The sequence below is a fragment of the Sphingobacterium multivorum genome, assembly GCF_900457465.1.
Taxonomy (GTDB): Bacteria; Bacteroidota; Bacteroidia; order Sphingobacteriales; family Sphingobacteriaceae; genus Sphingobacterium; species Sphingobacterium multivorum.
Genome location: NZ_UAUU01000002.1, coordinates 707,930 through 726,775 on the forward strand (window position 1 = coordinate 707,930; position 18,846 = coordinate 726,775).

Consider the following 18,846-nt stretch of genomic DNA (forward strand, 5'->3'; position numbering starts at 1 on the left):
ACCTTTATACACAATTATTATTGGCGTCTTATGAATTGTACTATATACCTATCGTTCAGTCCTTGATCAGATAAGAGATCGCAAAAATTTCTTTTTGAATAGGAATTTTTATTAAGTTTGCTATAGATTAATTGTGAAGATATGCCGTACAAAGAGCGTGAAATAAATAAATTGTATTATACAATGGGAGAAGTTACAGAAATGTTTGATGTAAATGCATCCCAGATACGTTTTTATGAGCGTGAATTTGATATTCTACAGCCTAAGAAAAATAAAAAGGGTAATCGCTTATTTACGCAAGAAGATATTGCCAATTTAAAGATCATCTTCAATTTGGTTAAAGATAAAGGTTATACACTGCAGGGGGCACGTGATTACCTGCGTGACAACAAATCTGAGGCAAAAGAAAATCAACGTGTTGTAGATTCATTGGAGCGTTTGAAGAACTTTCTTCTTGAAGTTCGTGATTCACTATAGCATTGAGAAAACTCTTATAAAACTCCCGAAACGTAACCATTACATCATATTCGCAGTGTTCATGGGATCCATTTCAGTAACGAAATCCATTCGACTATACAGAAGTAGCGCAAATTTCTGGACCCATTACATGAGAACCAAATGTATCCACGATCGCTTTGCCATCACACCATATATCATCCAGCTTTCAAAGCTCAAAAAAGATTAAAGAAAACCCCATCTAACGCTCGTTCAGTTCTATAACCTCAAGATTTTCAATTTTATCTTTATTGATATCAAACCGCATCAATGTCCTCACTTTATGCCAGCCGTGCTTACCCGCTGCACCTGGATTGAGGTGAAGGCATTGAATCTTAGGATCGAAGATAACCTTTAGAATATGGGAATGTCCAGTAATAAATAATTTCGGCGGATTTTTCATCAATTCTCCTTTAATACGTGGAGCATATTTCCCGGGATAACCACCAATATGTGTCATAAAGACGTCCACTTCCTCACACCTAAACCTCAAATCTTCTGGAAATTGTAAACGAATTTCTTGACCATCAATATTACCAAAAACTCCGCGCAGCGGTTTAAAAGCCGCCAACCGATCTGCAACATCCACATCACCAAAATCGCCTACATGCCAAATCTCGTCGCAGGCTGCAAAATGAGTAAATACCGCTTCATCTAAAAAAGAATGTGTATCTGAGAGTAATCCGATCTTTGTCATCATTTAAAAAGCTAAAAAATAAGGTGCCAGGGCCGTGCGATATGCTTCTGAATAAATACCTTTAGCAGCATAAATAACAAACTCACGTACTGCAACCGACTCAACAGGTCTCCGTTCAAACGTTACGATCTTACGTAGCACCGATTCTCCTTCAAAGGAACTTATCCGAACTTCAGTAGAACAATGTAAACCTCTTTCTGTAGAAATACTGACTAAGGTATCCGCTAATGCCGCTGGAAGGATAAGGATTAATTTCCCCCGATTCGATAAGCGTATAGAGGCGAAATCCAACAGTTCAAAGAAAAAATCCAGATCCGTATGTCTAGCCAGTTTCCTCCGTTCATCCGGATTATGCAACGAATCCGTATAAAAAGGTGGATTTGATACAATCAAATCATAATTTCCTGTTGTATCCAGTTGCTGAAAGGAACTAGCATGTAGCGTTAGGCGTTCACGGAAAATGGAATTGCGAAAATTTTTATCCGCCATCAACGCAGCCAAAGCGTCGACTTCAACAGCTTCTATCTGGCTATTCCCAAGACGCTGAGCCAACATCAAGGCAATGACTCCAGTGCCTGTGCCCACATCTAAGACACGTTCTACAGGTTCTATCTCCGACAATGAAGCCAACAAAACACCATCTGTATTGATCTTCATCGCACAGTCAGACTGATCAACCTCAAATTGTTTAAACCGAAATATCGACGCCATACGCCAAAGATAAAACTTTTAGGACCTTTGGCACAAACAAACCCATGTAACCTGCGATTTATTTGCTAATTTAGTCAGCAACAAATCTATATAAGCCATGAATATCCGTCAGCTTGCTCTTATGATATTGATTATGAGCTGTGTCCTTCCCACAAAACTATTGTATGGACAGGAAAATTGTGAACGATATACCGTTGAGACACTTCCCCTATTGACACAAGCCTTAAACAACAATGACTTTGACAAAATTGACCCTTTACTTAATAGCATAGAGGCAAGCTGTGGTATCAATGAATTTGTACAAAGGTTACGCATCCTTATGCAAATCATTGAAAAGAAAAATAGTGCTGCAGCGATTGACCTCTATTGGAACAGTCAATTTGATAAAAGCTTTCTACAAAGACTGGATGCGGCAGACCAGGACGATTTCTCAACGCAATACGAACAGCATAAGGAAAAATACAATTTTTACCCATTGCGGCACCCACTGGATGGCCTCATCAAAGTAAGGGCACAAGCACTCCTTGTTTCTGACAGTTACACGTTAACGGATCAGGAAAAAGATATTTTACTGCTTTTTTCAGATACTGACGTTTCCAGTGCCGAGCAAGACCGACAAGCTGATGAACAAGATAATCAACAGCGGTTTCCAGCACCCAAAGTGTACAGAGATAGACAAAAAGCCAAACTTGGCTATGTTCCTTCAATCGGCGTAGTCACCCCACTTGGTGGAGCCAACAAAATTTTCGGAACCAACATAAGCTTTGGATTTATGCTGACGAGCTCGCTGGAAAGAAAATTTATTTTTGAAGGTGGCTTCAAGGTGCGCATCAACTCAAACGACCGCAATATTGATTACAATTACGAGGGCTCCAATGTTTCGGTCAATTCTTCAGCGACCGCATTTATGGGCGGTGCTGTAGGTTACAAAGTTTTTGACAACGACAAATGTATACTGATTCCAAAAGGTATCCTTGGCATAGATATTACAGATACCGGTATTACAGAAAGCGCTTATTCCTCTGGTTATTATGATCCGGATGGTTATTATTATGATGGTGGATACACCGATCGTATGGTAACCATCAATAATGTGCACTTAGGACTTGGTCTCGCATCCCTATTTCGCATGAAAAACCAAAAGTACATTGGTTTCGAACTCGGCTATCATTACGCGCCTTATGATGCCAGCAGTAAGGTATTGATCCCAATACAGGCGAATTACGGAAGCTTGGAACTATTTTTCAGGTTTTAAGCAATAGCCCTTCAAAAACTTTCATGACTTCGCAGACATCAACAACAATGAAAGCGAACTGAAGGTTCTTTCTGGCCAATAAGATCAGGCACTTTCAGAAAAAATACGCCAGATGATGTTCTGTTTTAAAAAACATGATCTGGCGTGTTCAAATCGAAGAAAACAAGTCCCACTTGAGATCGGGTGTCCAAGTCCAAAAGAAGATTTAATTCTTTAGCAGGCGTTGTATCTCATCCAGCTTCATTAATGCTTCAACTGGAGTAAGCGAATTAACATCCAGATTATTCAGCATATCCCTGATCTTATTCAAGACAGGATCATCAATGGAAAACATTTGCAATTGGTAGGCCTGTTTCTGAATCTTACGCATACTATCCTTAATCTGCTCCCCACCAGTTCGCTCCTGCTCCAATCTTTTCAAGATCTGGTTGGCACGATTCAGCAACTTCTGTGGCATGCCCGCGAGCTTTGCCACATGGATACCAAAACTATGTTCTGAGCCTCCTGGAACGAGCTTCCGCAAGAAAATAACTTTGTTATTGACTTCCTTCACCGTCACATTATAATTTTTAATACGATCCAATGAAGTTGTCAGCTCATTTAATTCATGGTAATGCGTTGCAAACAATGTTTTTGCTTTGGCTGCGGGATGATTGTGTAAAAACTCAGCAATAGCCCAAGCAATAGAAATACCGTCATAGGTACTGGTACCACGACCGATTTCATCTAAAAGAATGAGACTACGGTCTGATAAATTATTCATGATGCTCGCCGTCTCATTCATCTCTACCATAAACGTAGATTCTCCAGAAGAAAGATTATCTGAAGCACCCACACGGGTGAAAATTTTGTCAACCAGACCGATCTTTGCTTCTTTTGCCGGTACGAAACAACCAATTTGCGCCATCAACACGATCAATCCAGTCTGACGGAGTAACGCCGATTTACCGGCCATATTAGGCCCCGTAATAATAATAATCTGTTGTGTCTTTGGATCCAAGAAGGTATCATTGGTAATATAGTCCTCGCCTATTGGCAGGTTTCTTTCAATGACAGGATGTCTTCCGCCTTTAATATCCAAGATCTTGCTCTCGCTGATTTCAGGCTTTACATAATAATTTTTCTCTGCTACAACCGCAAAGTTAAGCAGCACATCCAGCTTAGCGATCAGCTGTGCATCGAGTTGAATAGGTTTGATATATTCAGCAATGGAAAGCAATAGCTCTGCATATAATCTATTCTCCAGTGCTTGGATCTTCTCCTCAGCACCTAGAATCTGTTCTTCATATTCTTTCAGTTCCTCCGTAATGTAACGTTCAGCATTCACCAGCGTCTGTTTACGTATCCACGTCGTAGGAACCTTATCCCTATGGGTATTGGTAACCTCCAGGTAATAACCAAAGACATTATTGAATGCAATTTTCAAGGATGGAATTCCAGTGAGTTCTGCTTCCCTTTTTTGAATCTCAAGCAAATAATCCTTACCGCCAAAGGCAATTTTACGCAATCGATCCAATTCCGGATCAACGCCATCAGCAATTACGCTACCCTTATTGATTGCCACTGGGGGCTCGGCCTGAACCTGCAGCTCTATTCTTTCCCGGATAACTGTACAAGCATCCAATTGCTCCGATATGGTCTGTAGCGCGGTGGCATCTTTACGATCTGTAAGTTCCTTCAACTTTTCTATCGCATATAAAGCCCGTTTTAATTGCACGATTTCCCGCGGATTCGCTTTTTGTAGTCCTATCTTGGAAATTAGGCGTTCAAGATCCCCCACCTGCTTGATCTGACCAATCAATTCATCCCTTAAATTGCGATCAGCGACAAAGAAATCAACCACATTTAATCGTTCCTGAATACTTTTCTTGTCTTTTAACGGCATCACAATCCAGCGCTTGAGCAAGCGCGCTCCCATTGGACTGGATGTATGATCCAATACATCAGAAAGGGTGACAGCATTTTCATTCAACGAACCGATTAATTCCAAATTGCGGATCGTAAAGCGATCCAGCCACATAAAACGATCTTCTTCGATACGCGAAAGCGTAGAAATGTGTTGTAAGTTACGATGCTCGGTCTCGTTTAAGTAATGTAAAGCTACACCGGCAGCAACAATCCCCGTAGGCATCCGATCAACACCAAATCCTTTCATCGACGAAACCTCAAAATGCTTCAATAATGTTTCTGTAGCATAGTCTCCCGTATACGGCCATTCGTCAAGAAAATAAGTATAATAATGCGATCCAAACTGTTCTACAAAATCCTTGCTCTGTTTTTTGGAAAGAATGACTTCCGTTGGCTTAAAACCTTGAAGCAATTTATCGATATACGTAACACTTCCCTGAGCAACCAAAAATTCACCTGTTGAAATATCAAGAAAAGAAATACCGATCCGCTCTTTTTCGATAAAGATTGACGCTAAATAATTATTCGATTTCTGCTGAACAATATTGTCATTGTAGGAAACGCCAGGGGTAACCAACTCTGTCACACCACGCTTAACGATTGTTTTTGTCGTCTTAGGATCCTCCAACTGATCACAGATCGCCACCCGTTGGCCGGCACGCACCAATTTTGGAAGATAGGTCTCCAACGAATGATGAGGAAAACCAGCCAACGCGGTTTCCGATTCCGAGCCATTACCACGCTTCGTCAAAACAATGCCCAAAATCTGGGCAGCTTTGATTGCATCCTCACCAAATGTCTCGTAAAAATCGCCAACACGGAACAACAATAACGCTCCAGGATATTTAATCTTGATCGCATTATACTGTTGCATCAATGGGGTCACTTTCTTTTCTTTTGCCAACTTGTAAATCAATTTTTATGAAGCGTAAAAATAGGATAATATCGTCGCTTTGGCAAATTACAATATCGAACAAATTTTAACACTAATTAAGAATCTTTGATCTGTCAAATTAATATATTTGATTTCCATATAAACTATTTATTATGAAAGTCTTTTTCGCCACATTATTGCTTTCGCTAATGCTCCTCAACATTGCTTACGCACAAATGAAATCAGATCCCATTTCGTTAACCGATGAATCATATTATAAGTCTGGCAAAACACAGCTTGCTAAAGTGACAGGCCGTGTGCTAAACGCAAGTCCAGAGGAACTCTCAAATCTCAAAATTCAATACACCTTTGTTAACCTAATCTGACCTAGTCAAAGCAGCAATGAGATAAAGGCAAATGCCGATGGTACCTTTGAATTTACCCAAATACATATACTACCTTACCAACAGATATGGTTTAGCTTAGGTGACTATGCTTATACCTGTCTTTACCTTCAAGATGGATTGGAAATCACCTTCGATCTAAGCAAGCTCAATAAAAAAGAGATTTATATGATCGGTGATGGTATTTCGTTTGCAGGAAAAGATGCCGAAGTAAATCGGCAAATGAACGAATATATTTTATTTGACAAGAAGCATAATCCCGATTTTTACAAGCCACTCCGCCAGCTCAATCCAAGCGACCCTAATTTTCAATATAAATTAGATTCCCTATTTAAGATTCAGCGGAATACAGATCAGGCTTTCTATCATACATACGGCACAACATGTAAAACGCTGATTGACGCCGCCACTGATGCCCAGTATACGTACAGACAATTGGATTACTACCTAACAAATAAAATTAAAGTAGCTAATGATAGTTTACTAGTTCCTATTTATTCGATATCTAATCATGTCAGCGATTATTTTAGATTTTTGCATTATTACGTGAAATATGTCCTTTACCCGGTCAATGAAACTCGTGGAGACTACGTGAAAGTAGCAGACTATGCCAATCAAACCTTCCCTAAAAATTACGCCGATATTATCAACCTCAGATTTGAAGACGACGATATTGCAGCGCAAAATAAGATTTATAAGACAATACTGAACAAATTAAACAGCAAATGGGCGAAAGAGAATATTAGAATAGAAATAGATGGGCTAAATGTTAAACAAACAAAATTGGAAAAGCTACTGGCGTCAGCAAAGTCAGCACCAAAACAGACCTCACTAGGAAAAATAATCAAAGAATTTTCATTTGATGCCGAGCTCCTCTCAAACCAAAGCAAAGACGGATCCGAACTTCTTAAAACCATCAAAGCAAAATACCATAATAAACTTATCGTATTAGATATATGGGCTACCTGGTGTGCGCCTTGTATTGGTCAGATGCCTTACAGCAAAAAACTATATCATGAGGCTAAGGGAGCAAAATCACCAATAGAATTCGTGTATCTATGTACTGATCAAGGATTAAATCAAGAGAAATGGATCAATAAGGTAGCCGAACTTGAACAACCTGGCACACATATTTTTGTCGAAAATAATGTAATTAGCGAGCTACTGTCTTTATTTAACGGTGCCGGTTTTCCAACTTATGCTGTGATTAAACCCAATGGTGAAATTGATACCAAGGCAATATCCTGGATGAAAGACGTGACATTAGAAAAATTAGAAGAAATGACAAAATAGTATGTGGAATCTTTGCTTTATGATGCTTATGTTTGCACAAATTTTGTAATGATATGGCCATCAAAAGATCTGGTAAACAAAATACGTCCAGCAAACAACAAAATACCTTCAAAAAAAAATCCTTCAACCCATTGAAGTCCATAAAATCTCCGATCCTGCGCATTGCGACACGGGTAGTGCTCTATTTTATTGGTATTTCACTCTTTTGGGTCATTAGCTTAAGGTTCGTCAATCCTCCCATCACCTGGTTGATGATTCAACGTGGGTTTGAACTAAAAGAGCAGGGCAAAGGATTTAAACTGGAAAAAAACTGGCTGGATTACGATGAACTTTCGGACAACCTCAAGTTAGCGGCCATTGCAGGAGAAGATGCTCACTTTATGACACACTGGGGATTCGACATGCAAGGGATTCAGAATGCCATTAAAAAAAATGCACAGGGAAAGAAATTACGCGGCGGAAGTACAATCAGTCAGCAGGTCGCCAAAAATGTCTTTCTATGGCCAGGGCGCTCCTGGTTAAGAAAAGGTTTCGAGACCTACTTTACAATTCTTATAGAAACATTCTGGAGCAAGAAACGCATCCTCGAAGTTTATCTCAATGTGATTGAAATGGGACAGGGAGTTTATGGTGCCGATGCGGCAGCGTCGTATTATTTTAGTAAAACAGGCAGCAATCTTTCAAAAAAACAAGCCGCATTGATTATAGCCATACTGCCAAACCCAAGAGAATGGGATGCCCGTAACCCTTCTGCTTATGTCAATAGACGCGCAAATGCGATTGCAAAATACATGCACCATTATACTATTCCTGAATAAGCGAAGCTATCGCCATTCGGCGGACCAATCAGAAAGAGAAGCAATACAGATCTATAGATCAAAAAGAAAGGCCACAATTACATATGGCCTTTCTTTTATACTTGTTTACAACTTATTTAAAAAGTCGCTTATGCCAGCTTTGATGGAAGGGCACTGCCCAAGCATTCTCCATTTGATGTTCATGGGTAATAGTATTATCAAATACTAAGGTATTATCATTGATGGTACCGTCTGCCAGTAGCTTCTCAAATCCGTCACGGTTAACCACGCCTATTCCTTGATCCCCTTTATATGCAAATTGCATGCGATCAAATAGTTGAATACCATACTTCGATTCAACTCCTTTTAAAAATCGAACCGAACTATCAATAGAACAACCTGATGCAGCCGCCACTTCCTCGTCCACCTTAAGGATAATAAAAAGATTATCCCGCAATTCTGCGGAAGCAGAAAGTGGTTTTCCATGTACTTTCCACTGTTCAGCAAAAGCTTCTAGGTCAGTAACAATCTCCTGTCCCTCTGCTGCCGTTAGCAGACGATCTGCCTGATAAATCCAGATACGCTTCATATGCAAATGATTTTTTAAAGATCCATCTAGCCGATACAAATCGGCTGATTAATCCTACGCTGTTTATACTCTTGAATGGCTGGAATATATACTCCTTCGCTTCCAATTTCATTTCAATTTTAAGCCAGATCCCCCACATCGAATCCGTTGCACCCCGCCCCTTTCTCACTAACCGATATAATACGGAGAAATCATTAAATAAACTATCACACCGGTAACAGCCACGTAAAGCCACATTGGATAAGTAATGCGGGCAAGCTTTTTATGACGCTCGTAAGAACCGGATATACCTCTTACAAAAGTAAAAAGCACAAAAGGGATGATAATGATAGAAAGCAAGATATGCGTAATCAGGATAAAGAAATAGATCGGTCTCAAAATTCCCTCGCCACCATATTTTGTTTCGATTGAAGTCATGTGATAAGCGACATACATCGCCAGGAAAGCTAAAGAGCAAGCAATACACAATTTGATCAAACGCTCGTGCAAGGGCTTATTACCCTTTTTTATCGCAGCCACAGCCAAAAACAGTAATACAGCAGTAATCCCATTGATAGCCGCGTAGATAGGGGGTAAAAATGTTAGCGGTTTTACATCATAACCCAGCTTTTGTAAATTCACTGTAAAGAGGATAGCAACCACTATCGGTATAACGATAGATAACAACCAAATCCATTTACTGTACTTTTTTTCTTTATTCAAACTCTCTTCCATGATATAACTATCTTTTTTGTTCTATTGTTGCTGGATGGTTTCGGATTTCCTCGACCAATAATAATTTAATTTCATCTTCCAGGCGGTCGACATCTGTCTTTACGTTGATGTCATATATCCTCTTATACGTCCTTTTGTATCGAGTAAAAGATAATTAGAGCCAATAATGAATGGTTTATTGCCATCATTGTTGACAAGCGCGTCCTGCAATAGACTTTCTTTAGCAAATTTAAAGATATCAACAGAAGGATCTGTCACAAAAAACCAAGATTTGGTCCAGGGTTTGTAAACTTTCGCGTATTTCGCTAATACATCAGGTATATCATAGGCTGTATCAACCGTGATAGAATATAACTTAACTTTCTGATTCTGAATAAACCGATTAGCAATTTGATCTAATCGCTTAATCATTGTCCTTGATAAGGAAGCGTCCCTAGAATACATCAGGTGGACTACAGAGAGTGTTGTATCATTGTCCAACAAATGCACTTTCTTACCATCGTAATTCACAAAATCAACAGGCGTCACCGTATGGTAGATGGTATCGGGAATATCACGTCCCCATTTTCGATGTGTTGTTCCAGGCACTTCCTTTTTCCCAAAAATTGGTAAGGAGGCGTAGCTATTCGAGCCGCTTTTATTTAGTATAAAATATAAAAATCCCGGCAGTAAAAGAATTACTGCCAGGATCAATATAGTTTTAATACCTTTCTTTTGTCCAGTATTATTATCCATTATCCACTTTATCTATTTATTTGGAAACAATTGATGCTCTTGAAAAGCACCTGCCAAGAAACCTCCCTCAACCAACATCAGGACAATAAAATAAATAATAAAAATAAAGACAATTGCAACGGTAACAATGAAGCTCGACTTCTCGAATTTCAAGTGCATAAAGAATGCAACGATATAATAAGCTTTAACTAAAGTAAGCACGATATAAATAGTATTTACTAACGCCCCTTTAGTTAGAATTTGCCAATGGTGCACAAAGCCCAATGCAATTAAGAACTCCAGACAAGTAAGCGCTAAAAGCACTCCAAATACTCTCCAGATGGCTTTTTTATCCATCCCACCTTCGTGAGCATGCTCTCCATGAGCGATATTATCTTGATATTGTGACATAGCTATCTAAAATTATTTATTGCGTAATTAGATTAAGTAGAAGAATGTAAATACAAATACCCATACTAAATCCACAAAGTGCCAATATAAACCTACTTTTTCGATCATTAAGTAAGAACCACGGTTTTCAAATGTATTATTTAAAGTCATGCATAGGATGATGATATTTAAAATAATACCCACAGTAACGTGGAATCCGTGAAAACCAGTAATTGTAAAGAACAGGTTAGCAAATTGCAACGCTGAAGTATAAGAAATATCATGCGTAAAATATGGCATCAATGCTGTTTTAATGGCATCACCTTCCAAACCTGTTGCAGGGTTTTTACCAAACCAGAAACCCTTGTGGTGTAAGTGAGTCCACTCGATAGCCTGACAACCAACGAAACAGATACCGCCCAAAATAGTCCAAAGCATCCATTTAACAACTTCATTCTTTTGATTGCGGTGACCAGCTTCCACGGCTAAAACCATAGTTACCGAAGACATAATCAAAATAAAGGTCATTAAACCGACAAATACCAACGGTTGACCATGCTCTGCAATTCCAGGGATAGATTGGAAGATCTTATCTGGGTCAGGCCAAGTTGGATGAGAAAAGCGTTGTGCGCCATAATAAACCAAAAATGCCGAAAATGTGAAGGCATCCCCTACCAAGAAAAACCACATCATGATTTTTCCATACTCTAAGTTCCAAGGTGATTTTCCACCATTCCATGGACCAGTTTTTACCTTATCCAATTGCGATACTGTTGTACTCATTGTTTACTATTATTGATTCAAAAGTAAGAAAACATATATATAAATCCATAAAAGATCGAGAAAATGCCAAAAAATACTGGCAAGATCCATGCGGAAAAGATTGCCGTCCTTAGGAAGTTTGTTACTTCCTATAATAGCGCCAATCAAAACGATCAACCCCGCAATAATATGCGCCAAGTGCATCCAGATAAAAACGTAAATAAAGGATTGTGATGCATTGTTATTCACAAAATAAACACCCCTATCGATCAATACATTCCAAGCATGAACTTGCAAGGCAAAAAATACAACTCCCAAAATAAAAGTTGCTATCAAAAACAACCGCTGTTTGGAAGACTCCCCATTTTTAGCCGCTCTATGTGCTAAAAACATCGTCAGACTACTCACCACAATCACCAAGGTACTATATAAAAGTGCATTTGGCAAAAGGGTCTTAATCCCTTTGTCCACGCCGCTCGCTGTATATACAATGAAACCACTGGATAACGCTGCAAACATCATGAACATACCCAACATACCCAACCACAGGTTGAACTTTTGGGCTTTTCTCTGTACTAACTTCTCGTCAGTTTGTGCTTGTATATCTAACATTATTTCAACGGAATAAAGTTAAGCAATAATACGAGTTGTGTCACAGGCAAATAGATAAATGAGGTAAACATTACTTTCTTCGCTGAAGGAATATCACAATTCTTAAACAACAAATAACCGTAATAACCAAACATTATTCCGCCGACCACGGATACAATCGTAAACCAAATTCCACCAAAGCCAAAATGATACGGTATAAAACCTGCTGGTATCATAAACAAACCTGAAATGAATACCATAAAAGCCGATATCTTATCACGTTTTGTCGTCGGCAATAAGCGAAAACCCGCTAATTTATAGTCGTCGTCCACAACCCAGGCAATTGCCCAGAAATGCGGAAACTGCCATAAAAACTGAATAGCAAACAACACAAAGGGAATAATAATAATTGCCGCTTCGTTATGTCCACTATAGTAGGCTAGATCATCTTGCGAAAAAGCTGCATAATAACCAATTAATGGCGGAAATGCACCCGGAAACGCTCCGACAAACACTGCTATTGGTGATTTTCTTTTTAATGGTGTATAGATAAATGCATAAAGAAGAATACAAAAAACCGACAGCAGACCAGCGACAAAATTCAGTCGAACAAGCACCAAGGTTCCTAAGATGCCCATAAAGACACTCAATACCAAAGCTTGTCCTGTCGTCATCCGGCCTGATGGCAACGGTCTGTCTTCCGTACGTTTCATCAGTTTATCCAAATCCTTTTCAATGATCTCATTGAATCCGTTTGCGGAGCCTGTAACCAGAAACCCACCGACAGTCAACAATAACCAGTTAAACCAGAATATATCACCCTGTTGTTTTGATCCTATCAGAAAAGCAATTGACGCCGAAAATACGACCGTCAATGTAAGTCTCAACTTAACAAGCTTTTTGAAATCTGAAATAAATTCTTTCATAACTAAAAGAGACCTCCTACTATCAGTGTAATTATACACGTACTTTTAAACATAAACATCCCGAATTCCAAGATTAGTGCCTTTGCTTGTTTAACAATAACAACAGGTAGAACTGTGCCCCAAATAGAAGCGTCGCTACCACCAAATGCGTTGTCTGTGCAAATGCAGGTATTGCAAATCGAGCTAAGATAATTCCTGATAGCATTTGGATACCCACTAGAATCAATGCGATTAAAGCAAATTTATATTGCTTAGAACTCGTATTAAAACTCGTGCGGACCAAAAAGAATAATACAATAACTAAAATCAAAGAACAATATGCCAACCAGCGATGTAACTCAAACTGTTGGCCAATAGTTGTTATAAAATCAGTCCGGGCTACCGATGAACCGGTTAATAAATCAACCTCCTCACGAACTCCCGTTCCGACAATTACCTGTGTTAGCATCAATAAAATTGAAGCAATAGCAAGTCCTTTTAATATACCCAAAGAACGATTGACCAGTAAGGTCTTGTTTCGCAAAGTAACTGCTTTGAAATATGTATAAATACTAATACAAACAATTACAATGGCTAAGAGCATATGTACCGTAATAATCCAGGGCATCAGATTTGTCGATACAACGATCGATCCCAGCCAAGCCTGAAGTACGACAACAAAAAGATTAATCACTGACCAAACAACGATCGAGCTTTTTGATTTTAAATAGGTGAAAGAATAAATAGCTGTAAATAACAAACAGAATCCGGAAACAACGCCTACCAACCGATTGATATATTCCGTCCAAGTTTTCGCAACATTAAACTCTTCATGCTGCAAAATATTCTTATCGGTACGGAGCTTGTAAGCCATTTCCTTATCGCCGAAAAATTCTACAATTTTCGCGAAACGTTCGTTCTTCTTTGCTCTTCCTTCAATATAATGCTGTTCATATCCTTGAGGTAATTGAGAGATATCTGTTGGAGGAATAATACGGTTAAAACATCTTGGCCAATCTGGGCATCCCATTCCTGACCCTGTACTCCGAACAACCCCTCCAGCAATAATGACCAAAAACAATACGATGATCGTTATAAAATTGGTCTTTACAAATCGCTTTTCAGTTGCTGGAAACATAATACTACCCCTACCTCTTAAAATACAAACTTCTATAAAATAGAGTAGGAATCCCTACTCTATTTTATAAGATTTTATTAGTCTTTTCTACCATTTTGAGCATTCCATTCTGCCTGGATACGCTCAGCTTCCTCGTCTCCTTCGAAATCATGAGGCAAATTAGAGCTCATTGTTTCAGAGAAAGGAACACTTTGAGGAATAAAATCCTCACCGTGACCTGGCTTACTGTAATCGTAAGGCCAACGGTGTACAGTTGGAATTTCACCTGGCCAGTTACCATGGATATGCTCTACCGGAGTAGTCCATTCCAATGTGTTTGACTGCCAAGGGTTTTGTGGTGCTTTTTTACCGAAGAAAATCGATGTAAAGAAGTTCCACAAGAAAGCTACCTGACCTAAAGCAGCGATGATTGCAGCCCAAGTCACCAATTTGTTTACAGAAACCCATTTCGCCATGAAAGCAAATTCTGTAAATGCATAGTAACGGCGAGGCACACCATCGATACCCATAAAGTGCATTGGGAAGAATACCATGTAAGCACCAATGAAAGTCAACCAGAAGTGTAAATAACCCAATTTTGTGTTCATCATACGACCGAACATCTTAGGATACCAGTGGTAAACACCACAAAGCATACCGAAGATTGACGCCGATCCCATTACCAAGTGGAAGTGGGCAACAACAAAATACGTATCGTGTAAGTTGATATCTAACGCTGCATTACCTAGGAACAATCCTGTCAAACCACCAGAGATAAAGAACGATACCAAACCGATAGCAAACATCATCGCCGGAGTGAAACGGATATTACCTTTCCACAACGTTGCAAGATAGTTAAACGCTTTTACAGCAGAAGGAACCGCGATAATCAATGTTGTAATCATAAATACACCACCCAAGAACGGATTCATACCTGTTACAAACATGTGGTGACCCCATACGATAAACGATAAAACGGTGATACCGATCAACGAATAAACCATCGCATGGTAACCAAAGATTGGTTTACGTGAGTTGGTTGCAATAACCTCAGAAGTTAAACCTAAAGCCGGCATAACAACGATATATACCTCAGGGTGGCCTAAGAACCAGAACAAGTGTTGGAACAAAATTGGTGAACCACCTTCGTTCGGTAAAATTTGTCCTTGAACAACAAGATCCGACAAATAGAATGACGTACCAGCAGCACGGTCAAAAATCAATAGAACAACCGCCGAAACCAATACTGGGAATGACAACATACCCACGATAGCAGTTAAGAAGAACGCCCAGATTGTCAAAGGCATTTTCCATAAGTCCATTCCTTTTGTACGCATGTTCAAAATTGTACTTACATAGTTAATACCACCGATCAACTGTGAAGCTACAAATAGAACCATACTCACCAACCACAAAGTCATACCAGTTGCAGATCCTGCGATTGCAGTAGGAACAGCCGATAGTGGCGGGTAGATTGTCCAACCAGCAGAAGCAGGTCCACTTTCTACGAAGAACGATGCAACCATAATCACTGATGCTACAAAGAACAACCAGTAAGATAACATGTTCATAAAAGGAGATGCCATATCGCGTGCTCCGATTTGATATGGAATCAATAAGTTACTAAAAGTACCTGATAGACCAGCCGTTAACACGAAGAATACCATAACGGTACCGTGAATGGTTACCAAGGAAAGGAAAAACTCCGGTTTTATACGACCGCCTTCAGCCCATTTACCCAAGAATACTTCTAATATAGGGAACTCTTTATCCGGCCATGCTAATTGGATACGGAATAATACTGATAAAAGCATCGCAAAAACTGCCATGATGATACCAGTGATCAAGAATTGCTTAGCAATCATCTTGTGGTCACCCGAAAAGATATACTTTCTGATGAACGACTCCTCGTGATGATGGCCGTGCGAATCGTGATGTTCAGCGCTATGCGATATTACTGTACTTGACATATTCGATTTTATATTCAAAAATTCTTAATTAGTTCAAAGATGCTGTAACTTGTACGCTATCCTTTTTCACGTTAGCTGTTTTACCGCTGAACTCTTTTTGCAAATCCTCAGTAAAATACTTATTTTGTTTAGCTAACCACTCTTTATATTTCTCTTCAGTTACGACAACCACTTTCTTTTGCATGTTGTAGTGACCAGATCCACAGATCTTATTACACAACATCACGAAGTCATAGTTATAGTCTCCCAAACGATCACGCATCTCTTCTGTGGTTACAGTAGGTGTGAATTGGAAGTAGTTAGTCATTCCCGGTACCGCATTGATCTGAACACGGAAATCAGGAATGTAGAAAGAGTGAATAATATCTTTTGAAACGATATGGAAACGTACAGGTTTGTTTACAGGCAACCAGATCTCAGATCCTTGAATATCATCCCAAGAATTTTTATCATTAAAGTCAATACCGTACGGGTTCGTTGGCGTAGTCATTTTATAATTACGTTTACCAATAATCCCGTCCGAGCCAGCATAACGAACATTCCATTGGAATTGCTCTCCAAGTACTTCAACCTGTAAAGCTGATTTTTGAAGATCCTCAGGAATATTTGTGATTGATCTCCATGTAAAGAAACCGAACAATACCAATACTGTCAAAACAACAGCAGGAACGATTGTCCACAACTTCTCGATTGCATTATTATGAGGATAATAATAAGCCTGACGTTTTGCACGCATGCGGTACAAGAATGTAAATGTCATCAACAAGATGTGTGTGATAACCAATACAAACGTTGTAATTGCTGTCGTAATGATAAACATCGTATCAATACGCTCACCGTGCTCAGTTACTGCCGATCTCCAATAAGCGGCTCCCCAGTGTACATACGACCAATATACACCGTAAAGGAATACAACCAAGAAAATGAATAACAATGCCGATTGAAATGTGTTATTCGCAAACGGATTGTATTTACCGTTCATCTTTCTTGTCAATTCATAGATCGAAAGTACTTTACCGATAACGGCAACAACTGTACATATAACCAAGAATAACAAGACATAATATGTGAAGTTTTTATAAACCTGAGGGTCTATTTGCTTCACTTCTTCAACAGCAGGAGCAGCAGCGCTAGCTTCTGTAGAAGAACTAGCAGATGCAACAGCAGCAGTACCTGCTGCCGCTGTTGTATCTTTTGCAACCGAATCCGTTGCTGCAGGGGCAGCTACTGCTGTAGTCGCCGCTTTAGCAGAATCAGATGCTACTGTATCTTGTTGACTTGCTAGGATAGGAGTCGCAAAAAGCAATCCTAGTGCAAGCACAAAACCCGAGATGGATTTGAATCTATTATTTAATTTAAAGCTCATTTCTTTTATAACGTTTTTACGTAACCTTCCTTTAAAAGTGAAACTATATCTGGTGATGCAAACTCTCATCCAAGAAAGGATGATTTTTAGGCACCAATGCTTGTTTACTCAATTTACTCATCACTAAGAAGATGAACAAACCTAAGAAACCAAGTGCAGTTCCGATTTCAATGATACCAAATCCTCTATGTTCAGCAACAGTACCAGGCATGATCATGATATAATAATCTAGCCAGTGACCAGCCAATAATAGAATCGCTACGAATAACATCACGTTTTGTTTACGTTTAGCATCGCGATCCACTAATAGTAACAATGGTGCCACAAAGTTAATGATAATACTCAACCAAAACCAAGGTTTGTATTCAGGTTCCCAACGTTTGTAGAAATAAACTGTTTCCTCTGGAATGTTTGAATACCAAATCAACATGAATTGTGCAAACCAAACGTAAGTCCAGAAGATAGAGAAACCGAACATCAATTTACCCAAATCGTGTAAATGATTTTCGTTTACCCAGTTCATATAACCAGCTTTCTTCAATACAACAACAATGATCGTGATACATGAAATACCACTTACCCACATTGCTGCAAAGTTATACCAACCGAACATCGTAGAAAACCAGTGTGCCTCTAAAGACATTACTGTATCGAAAGACCAGATTGGTGTAGTAAAACCAAAGATAACCAAGAAGATTGCTGACAATTTGAATGACTTTTTATAAGAAGTCAATCCGCCTTCCAAATCCTCTTTATAAGAAAGTTTCGCAAAAATAACAGCAAAAATGCTATATGTACCCAAAAATACCACCTGACGGATCAAGAAGAATGGAACATTTAAATAAGCAGATTTACCTGCGATAATAGGGTCAAAATTTGTACTATGCGGATCAGTAATACCATCTGCATTCCAATGGTGATATAAGTTATGTGTGGTTAAACCTAAACCTACGATAACTAATAAGACTAATGATGCAATTGGTAAAACACTCGCCATAGCTTGAGGTATACGTACCAAACCTGCAGACCATGCAGATTGTGTTACATATTGCAAGGCAACAAAGAATGTTCCAGCTGCGCATACACATGTAAAGTAATAACCCATCAATAACAAGTTGGCATAAGTACGCTCTACAGTAACGTGATCGCCCGAAAGCAACCCGAAAGCTACAGCAGCTACGCCTAGTACAACAGCGACAATACTGAACATTTTAGCTTTGCCAGCAAACTCGTATCGCTCGTTGAAATTATAATCGTGATGATGACTGTGAGTTCCCATTTATATATCTGATGT

General features: G+C 39.2%; 19 protein-coding genes. 5 read left to right on the forward strand and 14 right to left on the reverse strand.

The window, feature by feature from the left end; genetic code table 11:
• Nucleotides 1-141: 141 nt before the first annotated feature.
• Entirely contained in the window at nucleotides 142-477 is a 336-nt protein-coding gene (locus DTA23_RS03195) for a MerR family transcriptional regulator (RefSeq protein ID WP_046674120.1), read from the forward strand.
• 220 nt (nucleotides 478-697) lie between these two features.
• Here the strand turns inward: DTA23_RS03195 and DTA23_RS03200 are convergent, their stop codons facing one another.
• Nucleotides 698-1,192, reverse strand: a complete 495-nt coding sequence (locus DTA23_RS03200) for a metallophosphoesterase family protein (protein WP_112374050.1) — start codon at nucleotides 1,190-1,192, stop codon at nucleotides 698-700.
• A gap of 3 nt (nucleotides 1,193-1,195) precedes the next feature.
• Complete coding sequence (locus DTA23_RS03205; RefSeq protein WP_112373809.1) at nucleotides 1,196-1,903, reverse strand: tRNA1(Val) (adenine(37)-N6)-methyltransferase; 708 nt, start codon at nucleotides 1,901-1,903, stop codon at nucleotides 1,196-1,198.
• A 97-nt stretch (nucleotides 1,904-2,000) separates the two neighbouring features.
• On the opposite strand from DTA23_RS03205, the gene DTA23_RS03210 reads away from it, so the two are divergent.
• Nucleotides 2,001-3,158: a hypothetical protein gene (locus DTA23_RS03210; RefSeq protein WP_112373810.1), complete on the forward strand. Its 1,158-nt coding sequence runs from the start codon at nucleotides 2,001-2,003 to the stop codon at nucleotides 3,156-3,158.
• Between the two features lie 205 nt (nucleotides 3,159-3,363).
• On the opposite strand, the gene mutS is transcribed toward DTA23_RS03210, so the two are convergent.
• Complete coding sequence (mutS, locus tag DTA23_RS03215) at nucleotides 3,364-5,970, reverse strand: DNA mismatch repair protein MutS (RefSeq protein ID WP_112374051.1); 2,607 nt, start codon at nucleotides 5,968-5,970, stop codon at nucleotides 3,364-3,366.
• Nucleotides 5,971-6,113: 143 nt separating this feature from the next.
• On the opposite strand from mutS, the gene DTA23_RS03220 reads away from it, so the two are divergent.
• The 3 genes from DTA23_RS03220 to mtgA all read left to right on the forward strand — a co-directional run bounded on the left by DTA23_RS03220 (nucleotide 6,114) and on the right by mtgA (nucleotide 8,455).
• A complete protein-coding gene (locus DTA23_RS03220; protein ID WP_112373811.1) occupies nucleotides 6,114-6,326 on the forward strand; it encodes a hypothetical protein in 213 nt (70 codons plus the stop codon).
• 138 nt (nucleotides 6,327-6,464) lie between these two features.
• Nucleotides 6,465-7,637 (forward strand): TlpA family protein disulfide reductase, encoded by a 1,173-nt coding sequence (locus DTA23_RS03225; protein ID WP_112373812.1) that lies wholly within the window; start codon nucleotides 6,465-6,467, stop codon nucleotides 7,635-7,637.
• Between the two features lie 53 nt (nucleotides 7,638-7,690).
• Nucleotides 7,691-8,455: a monofunctional biosynthetic peptidoglycan transglycosylase gene (gene mtgA / locus DTA23_RS03230; RefSeq protein WP_112373813.1), complete on the forward strand. Its 765-nt coding sequence runs from the start codon at nucleotides 7,691-7,693 to the stop codon at nucleotides 8,453-8,455.
• A 112-nt stretch (nucleotides 8,456-8,567) separates the two neighbouring features.
• On the opposite strand, the gene DTA23_RS03235 is transcribed toward mtgA, so the two are convergent.
• The 11 genes from DTA23_RS03235 to DTA23_RS03285 all read right to left on the reverse strand — a co-directional run bounded on the left by DTA23_RS03235 (nucleotide 8,568) and on the right by DTA23_RS03285 (nucleotide 18,831).
• Complete coding sequence (locus DTA23_RS03235) at nucleotides 8,568-9,023, reverse strand: ABC transporter ATPase (RefSeq protein WP_112373814.1); 456 nt, start codon at nucleotides 9,021-9,023, stop codon at nucleotides 8,568-8,570.
• A gap of 168 nt (nucleotides 9,024-9,191) precedes the next feature.
• Nucleotides 9,192-9,737 carry a DUF420 domain-containing protein gene (locus DTA23_RS03240; protein ID WP_112373815.1) on the reverse strand — a complete coding sequence of 182 codons (546 nt, stop codon included), beginning with the start codon at nucleotides 9,735-9,737 and terminating at the stop codon, nucleotides 9,192-9,194.
• Nucleotides 9,738-9,836: 99 nt separating this feature from the next.
• Nucleotides 9,837-10,472: an SCO family protein gene (locus DTA23_RS03245; RefSeq protein ID WP_256602703.1), complete on the reverse strand. Its 636-nt coding sequence runs from the start codon at nucleotides 10,470-10,472 to the stop codon at nucleotides 9,837-9,839.
• A gap of 12 nt (nucleotides 10,473-10,484) precedes the next feature.
• A complete protein-coding gene (locus DTA23_RS03250) occupies nucleotides 10,485-10,862 on the reverse strand; it encodes a cytochrome C oxidase subunit IV family protein (protein ID WP_112373816.1) in 378 nt (125 codons plus the stop codon).
• A 27-nt stretch (nucleotides 10,863-10,889) separates the two neighbouring features.
• Nucleotides 10,890-11,624, reverse strand: coding sequence for a cytochrome c oxidase subunit 3 (locus tag DTA23_RS03255; RefSeq protein WP_112373817.1), 735 nt, complete (start codon nucleotides 11,622-11,624; stop codon nucleotides 10,890-10,892).
• A 9-nt stretch (nucleotides 11,625-11,633) separates the two neighbouring features.
• Nucleotides 11,634-12,215 (reverse strand): cytochrome c oxidase subunit 3, encoded by a 582-nt coding sequence (locus tag DTA23_RS03260; protein WP_112373818.1) that lies wholly within the window; start codon nucleotides 12,213-12,215, stop codon nucleotides 11,634-11,636.
• Nucleotides 12,215-13,120, reverse strand: coding sequence for a heme o synthase (gene cyoE / locus DTA23_RS03265; RefSeq protein WP_112373819.1), 906 nt, complete (start codon nucleotides 13,118-13,120; stop codon nucleotides 12,215-12,217). The genes DTA23_RS03260 and cyoE overlap by 1 nt, the downstream gene beginning before the upstream one ends.
• Before the next feature lie 73 nt (nucleotides 13,121-13,193).
• Nucleotides 13,194-14,237, reverse strand: a complete 1,044-nt coding sequence (locus tag DTA23_RS03270) for a COX15/CtaA family protein (RefSeq protein ID WP_112373820.1) — start codon at nucleotides 14,235-14,237, stop codon at nucleotides 13,194-13,196.
• 77 nt (nucleotides 14,238-14,314) lie between these two features.
• Nucleotides 14,315-16,186: a cytochrome c oxidase subunit I gene (locus DTA23_RS03275; protein WP_172462307.1), complete on the reverse strand. Its 1,872-nt coding sequence runs from the start codon at nucleotides 16,184-16,186 to the stop codon at nucleotides 14,315-14,317.
• Nucleotides 16,187-16,214: 28 nt separating this feature from the next.
• On the reverse strand, nucleotides 16,215-17,552 hold the full coding sequence (locus DTA23_RS03280; protein ID WP_075991042.1) for a cytochrome c oxidase subunit II: 1,338 nt from the start codon (nucleotides 17,550-17,552) through the stop codon (nucleotides 16,215-16,217).
• Between the two features lie 43 nt (nucleotides 17,553-17,595).
• Complete coding sequence (locus DTA23_RS03285; protein WP_112373821.1) at nucleotides 17,596-18,831, reverse strand: quinol:cytochrome C oxidoreductase; 1,236 nt, start codon at nucleotides 18,829-18,831, stop codon at nucleotides 17,596-17,598.
• Nucleotides 18,832-18,846 lie beyond the last annotated feature (15 nt).